The organism is Blautia glucerasea, assembly GCF_013304385.1.
In the GTDB taxonomy this organism is placed as follows: Bacteria; Bacillota; Clostridia; order Lachnospirales; family Lachnospiraceae; genus Blautia_A; species Blautia_A ammoniilytica.
Genome location: NZ_JAAITU010000079.1, coordinates 1 through 6283, shown reverse-complemented (window position 1 = coordinate 6283; position 6283 = coordinate 1). Strand labels below are relative to the sequence as shown.

The 6283-nt window shown below is 38.9% G+C and carries 5 protein-coding genes and 2 pseudogenes; all 7 read left to right on the top strand.

Going from position 1 to position 6283, the window contains the following annotated elements:
• Positions 1–91: 91 nt before the first annotated feature.
• The 7 genes and pseudogenes from G5B11_RS18100 to G5B11_RS18070 all read left to right on the top strand — a co-directional run bounded on the left by G5B11_RS18100 (position 92) and on the right by G5B11_RS18070 (position 6195).
• The gene (locus G5B11_RS18100; protein WP_173729265.1) at positions 92–460 is read left to right on the top strand and encodes an Rrf2 family transcriptional regulator; all 369 of its coding nucleotides are present in this window, start codon (positions 92–94) and stop codon (positions 458–460) included.
• 55 nt (positions 461–515) lie between these two features.
• Positions 516–816 (top strand): annotated as a pseudogene (locus tag G5B11_RS18095) (hypothetical protein); the annotation flags it as partial.
• Positions 817–973: 157 nt separating this feature from the next.
• Positions 974–1099, top strand: a pseudogene (locus G5B11_RS18090) (helix-turn-helix domain-containing protein); the annotation flags it as partial.
• A 219-nt stretch (positions 1100–1318) separates the two neighbouring features.
• Entirely contained in the window at positions 1319–2008 is a 690-nt protein-coding gene (locus G5B11_RS18085) for a response regulator transcription factor (protein ID WP_019162604.1), read from the top strand.
• Positions 2005–3036, top strand: coding sequence for a sensor histidine kinase (locus G5B11_RS18080; RefSeq protein WP_173729264.1), 1032 nt, complete (start codon positions 2005–2007; stop codon positions 3034–3036). Before G5B11_RS18085 ends, G5B11_RS18080 begins: the two co-directional genes overlap by 4 nt.
• 151 nt (positions 3037–3187) lie before the next feature.
• A complete protein-coding gene (locus tag G5B11_RS18075; RefSeq protein ID WP_008791690.1) occupies positions 3188–3853 on the top strand; it encodes an ABC transporter ATP-binding protein in 666 nt (221 codons plus the stop codon).
• A gap of 14 nt (positions 3854–3867) precedes the next feature.
• Positions 3868–6195, top strand: coding sequence for an ABC transporter permease (locus G5B11_RS18070; RefSeq protein ID WP_173729263.1), 2328 nt, complete (start codon positions 3868–3870; stop codon positions 6193–6195).
• The last annotated feature ends 88 nt before the right edge of the window (positions 6196–6283 follow it).

Sequence of the window (6283 nt, the reverse complement as noted above, 5' to 3'; positions counted from 1 at the left end):
ACACGCGAGGATAGCTTGTAGATACTTGGCTCAGTAGAGCCATTGAGCAAGAAGCGCCCACTTCAAAATCTGAGATTTAAGTGGTGGGAGCATGTCACGCAGCACCGCAATCGCAGCCAGCATACAAACAAATCCTGCATTTGTCCGGCAAATCATGATGAAATTAAGGAAAGCTAAATTGATTTCCAGTGTGACTGGTCATGCAAAACCAATTTTGGCAAAACTGCCAGAGAGGATCACACTTTTTGATATTTATAAAGCGGTAGAAGGCGACAAACCACTGTTACATCTGGATACCCATACCAATCCAGAATGTGGTGTCGGAGTGAATATTCAATTTGCTTTGCACGACTACTATCAGGAAGTACAAGAGGCAGCTGAAAAACGGATGAAAGAAATTAATTTGCAGGATATTATTGATTCCTATTATCAAAAAGCAAAAGGACTTGATAAAATATAGAAATGCCGGAGCTTTTTTACATAAGGGGCGCTTCAAGTTTATCAGAAATCTTTTTCTGAAAACAAAACAACCGGAACTAAACAAAATTACTGCACTCTACGAGAGGGTATCCCGAGATGATGAGCAAAGCGGTGACAGCAACAGTATCGTAAACCAGAAGAGAATCCTGGAAAAATGTGCGATTTATCGCCATTTCCAACAATGTGGACAGTGCTCTAAACGATGGCAGTAACGAATTTGTCCCATTTCTTAACATTACGAATGAGTGGTATGTAAGAGATACCAGCCGGAAAATCAAATCCGTACTTCATAATAAGGGGATGGACGGAAAGCATCTGACGAGCAACGCAATCTACTGAAAATGCGTGGTGATGGAGTAAAACAGTCGGTTGCCCATATGCCGGACAGGTGATGAAATTCACCCCGGATTACTTAAAATTCATATTCTACCTTCGAGGGGTATGCCTTTTTTCTCCAATAGAGTATGATTAGTATAAAAAAGGAGGCAGAAGGATGGATCTTATCAAAATCGGAAAATATATTGCAGGCAAACGAAAGTCTTTGGGGATGACACAAAAGCAACTGGCAGAAAAATTAGGTATGAGTGATAAGTCTGTTTCTAAATGGGAGCGAGGAGTTTCCCATAGTTAAAGATACCACACCAAATATGATGAACCCACGCTTATACACTACCAGCTATAATAAGCCGTAAGGACAGCAATTTGACACTGCTGTCCTTTCTTTTATAAAATTGCAGTACACAGAAAAAAGCTGTAAAAGAAAAATATATTTGTCCTTGTAACAATTCTCGGACATTTGCCTGTTATACTATCTGCAAAAAGAAAAGGAAGTGACAATATGAAGCAGATTTTAATTGTCGAAGACGATAATCTTTTGAATAAAACGCTTACTTATAATTTGGAACTGGACGGTTACACAATAACTTCTGTTCTGAATGCAAGGACAGCCGCTGAATCATTAAAAACAAACATTTTTGATTTGGTATTGCTGGATATAAATTTACCAGACGGAAATGGTTATGACCTATGCCGTCTTATCAAGCCAGAGCATCCTGATACAGTAGTTATATTTCTAACTGCCAACGATCAGGAAAGCGATCAGATACGAGGATATGAAGCTGGTGCAGTGGATTATATCACGAAACCTTTTTCGATTAGTGCTTTGCAGCGAAAGATCAAAGCCATGTTCGCTATGTTGGAACATCACAAACCAGCTAAGGATATTTACGAGGATGGTAGCCTGTTTCTGGATTTTTCGGAACAATTTGCAAGTTTGAACGGGAAACCATTAGCGCTTTCTGCGATGGAATATAAAATGCTGAACCTATTTCTTAAAAATCCGAAGCAGGTACTTACCCGCCAACAACTTTTGGAAAGACTGTGGGACATTGATGAAAAATATGTAGATGAACATACCCTTACTACTTCTATCAGCCGCATTCGCAGTAAGATTGAAGCGGATGGCGACACATATATCAAAACGGTTTACGGTATGGGTTATCAATGGACAGGAGGCGAAAAGAAATGAAACTGAATAACCTTTCTGCTAAGAAAATTTGTAGACTGATTAGTACTGGCATGGTTTTCTCTATGCTGGTAATTACTGGTATTTTCGGCGGTATAATGCAGGATACACGAATTTTCATAGCGGGTGGAACATTGACACTCTGTGCATTTTTCTGGATTTGGCTATTGGTGCTGTTTTTTGGAAAACGCCTTTCTCATTTTACTTCTAATTTGTGCCGGACGCTGGACAACATGATTGATGGAAACGAGGAATTACAAAAGTCAAATGATAGTGAAACTCTTTTTGCCCGTATCAACCACCGCTTAATCCGGTTGTATGAGATTATGCAGAAAAACCGACACAAGGTAGACATGGAACGACAGGAGCTTCAAATGCTGATTTCTGATATTTCGCATCAAGTAAAAACGCCTGTCAGCAATTTGCAAATGGTAACGGACACACTTTTAACAAAGCCTGTTTCAGAAGAAGAACGGATGGACTTTTTACAAGGCATACGTAGTCAGACTGATAAACTGGATTTTCTGTTCCAAGCACTGGTTAAAACGTCCCGGTTGGAAACCGGAGCAATACGATTAGAAAAGAAAGACAGCAGCTTATTCCATACGCTTGCACAAGCCATGAGCAGTATTGTATATGCCGCAGAGAAAAAAGAAATTGCTGTATCCGTGGATTGCCCGGAAAATTTGATAATCTCCCATGACAGCAAGTGGACAAGCGAAGCCCTTTTCAATCTGCTGGACAATGCAGTAAAATACACTCCGTCAGGTGGAAAGATTTCTGTATCAGTGGTTCAGTGGGAAATGTACGTAGAGGTCAAAGTGACCGACACCGGCAAGGGCATTTCAGAAAGCAATCAGGCTGCCATCTTCCGGCGCTTCTATCGTGAGGAAGAAGTACACGATCAACAGGGTGTGGGAATAGGTTTGTATTTGGCTCGTGAGATTGTAACAAGGCAAGGGGGCTATATCAAGGTTGTTTCAGAGCTGAGGCAAGGCTCAGAATTTTCTATTATGCTTCCTGTAAGGTAAGATATAACCACTTTTTTTGAAATGTCCGAGCGTTGTAACATTTCACTCTGATTTTCGATAAAAATTTTTTCTATCTCGGACATTTGTGTAACATTTGTGGTTTACAATGGCTTTATCAACAGATAGAAAGCCTTGAAAGGAGCATTTGAATATGAGCATTTTACAAACAATCGACTTAAAGAAGTATTACGGCACAGAACCAAATATTACTCGTGCCCTTAATGGTGTAAATTTTACTGTGGAACAGGGAGAATTTGTTGCCGTAGTTGGAACTTCCGGCAGCGGTAAGTCTACATTGCTTCACATGATGGGAGGACTTGATACCCCCACTTCCGGCAGCGTGATTGTACGGGGAGAAGAACTCGCAAAAAAGAATGATGATGAATTGACAATTTTCCGCCGTCGTAACATCGGATTTATCTTCCAAAATTATAATCTGGTTCCGATTTTGAATGTATATGAAAATATCGTCCTGCCTGTGGAACTGGATGGCGATACAGTAGACCAGAAATTTATGGACGAAGTTGTGTATATGTTGGCTTTAGAAGATAAACTGGAAAATATGCCGAACAATCTTTCAGGCGGTCAACAGCAACGTGTAGCGATTGCACGAGCTTTAATTACGAAGCCTGCGATTATCCTTGCTGATGAACCGACCGGAAATCTTGATAGCAAGACCAGTGCAGATGTGTTAGGGCTTTTGAAGCGTACCAGCGGAGAATTTAATCAGACCATTGTAATGATTACTCACAACAACGAGATCGCTCAACTCGCAGACCGCATTGTACGGATTGAAGATGGTAAAATTGTTGGCTAAAGGAGGTGGGAATTATGAATTATCCTTTTGAAAATGATACCAGTGCAGTAATTAAAAAATTAGCACGAAAAAGTGTGCGTTTTGATAAGAAGAAAAACTTATTTTGCCTTTCGGCAATTATTGTAGCCGTTGCTATGATAATGATGTCGTTGCTCACAGTGCAAAATATCATTTATCAAAATCAGAAAGCAATCGAAGGATTACATCAAGGAATTTTCTTTGACATTACGCAGGACAGTAAAGAAAAGTTGTTAGCAAACGAAGAAGTAAAAAGTGTAGGACTTTCCTGTAATATCAAAACAGTGAAAGAAAATTCTAAAGAACTGTCTCTGATTTATTATGATGATGACATGCTTAGTTTGATTCCTGCCTTTGACGGAAAATATCCAGAGAAAGCAAGTGAAATTGCTGTTACAGATGCCTTTTTTGCCAGTGAAAATAAGTCTCCGGAAATCAACGCCATAGTTCAGTTGAATCTGGATGGTACTTTGAAGAATTATACTATTGTTGGTATTTACCATGATAAAACTTCTACCGCTTATCCTGTTTTTGTTTCACTTGAAAAATGCCGGGAATTACGTGGAAATGACCTGCTTAATGGATATGTTTGGCTTGAAAATGCAGATACCCTTACAAAAGACGAAGCAACAGAAATATTATCTCAAATTTCAGAGGAGACTGGACTGAATAATTGGACAGTCAGCAGTTACTATGATTATGTAAATACAACTTTGTCCTTCAGTAATTATACGGTATATGGTGTAGTTGCTGCCATTTTGTTTTTAGCTGCCGCACTTGTAATTTACAGCATTTTCTATATTTCGGTTGGACAAAAAGTTGCTGAGTTCGGACAGCTTCGGACAATAGGGGCAAGTAAAAAGCAAATTTATAAAATAGTTCTTAAACAGGGTTATATGCTTGCAGTTCCGGGGATTTTAATTGGTAGTATCATGGGAACGATCATCAGCTATTGTCTGCAATCAAAAGGCTGGTCAGTATTTGCATTTATTGTTTCTCTATGTGGCGCATGCCTTTTTGGAATACTGCTTGTTTATATTAGTGTTCGTAAACCAGCAAAAATTGCAGCGAATACTTCTCCAATTTCCGCCCTGAAAAATCCAGTGGGAATTGTAAATTACCGCACTCACAAAAGACATCGTATTACGCCTGTATATTTAGCGAAAATCAGCTTTTCCAGAAACAGAAAAAAATCTCTATTGACCATTTTATCATTGGGACTGTGCGGAGTTATATTTTTCCTTGCAGCAAGTTATCAGAGTTCTTTTAATGCCGAGAGTATGGCTCGTTATTGGGATATGAAGTACGGAGATTTCAAAATCAGCATTGATTTAGAAAACGAAAGTGAAAATTTGGATGCTCTCTTGCAGAAAGAATATTTTTCTGATTATGTAAAGCGTGTTGGAGATATAGAGGGAGTTAGCAATATATTTACTTATGCTACCGTACCAGTTGATTTCTCAACAGACAATGATATTTCAGATAGCACCTTGATGCTCGGCTATAATGAAAAGGATTTGGCGTCGCTAAATGCAGCGGTTTTGTCTGGAAATATTACTGATGATACAGAATTAGTTGTAAGTGATCCCGAACGTATTTATGATGTTTACCATTGGAAACCTCAAATTGGGGATACTGTGACCTTTAATTTCAAAAATCATAGTGGTAAAACAATAACAAAAGCATTCAAAATTGGTGCAATCACTTCCAGCAATGATGGAATGGGTGGCTATATTTTCAGAATGCCGGAAAATATGCTCAAAGAACTTGCAGGTTATGACTGTACATACGCAATCGAAATACAAGCAGAAGCTGAATATCAGGAGATAATCGAGCAAGAACTCAAATTACTCGTTTCTGACAATAGGGATGTTCGCTTACAAACCCTTCAAGATTTTATTGTAGAACACCAATCAGACAATCGTGCAGGTTTTACATTAGCTTATGCGATTGCAGCCATCTTGTGGATATTTGCGGTTATCAATCAAATCAATCTTACTGTGACAAATCTTTTATCACAGAAACAGGAAATGGGCACACTAAAATCTATTGGTATGACAAATAAGCAGTTGGAGCAAGCATTTATGATGGAAGGCCTTTTTACTACTTTGATTGCATTGCTTATAACTGCTGTTGTTGGAATCCCCGGCGGATATGCAATCGGTATATTTTTGAAAAATGCAGGCATGTCTACGGGATTTGTATTTCCGGTTGTTGCTTTTACTCTTTTTGCTGTTGCTATGTTTATGCTTGAAAGTTTGATGACAATATTGCTTATTCATTCATGGAAGAAGCAATCTGTTATTGCAATAATGCGAAATTGACGATAGAAAGTTTTTCATATCTCGGTCAGCTCAACAATTACATTACTCTGCTGATACAGCCAGTCCGTAAATTCTTTCGGGCTGGCTG

Coding starts and splice junctions, on each gene's coding strand:
- G5B11_RS18100 (WP_173729265.1), top strand. CDS start 92: ATGTCACGCAGCACCGCAATCGCAGCCAGCATACAAACAAATCCTGCA.
- G5B11_RS18085 (WP_019162604.1), top strand. CDS start 1,319: ATGAAGCAGATTTTAATTGTCGAAGACGATAATCTTTTGAATAAAACG.
- G5B11_RS18080 (WP_173729264.1), top strand. CDS start 2,005: ATGAAACTGAATAACCTTTCTGCTAAGAAAATTTGTAGACTGATTAGT.
- G5B11_RS18075 (WP_008791690.1), top strand. CDS start 3,188: ATGAGCATTTTACAAACAATCGACTTAAAGAAGTATTACGGCACAGAA.
- G5B11_RS18070 (WP_173729263.1), top strand. CDS start 3,868: ATGAATTATCCTTTTGAAAATGATACCAGTGCAGTAATTAAAAAATTA.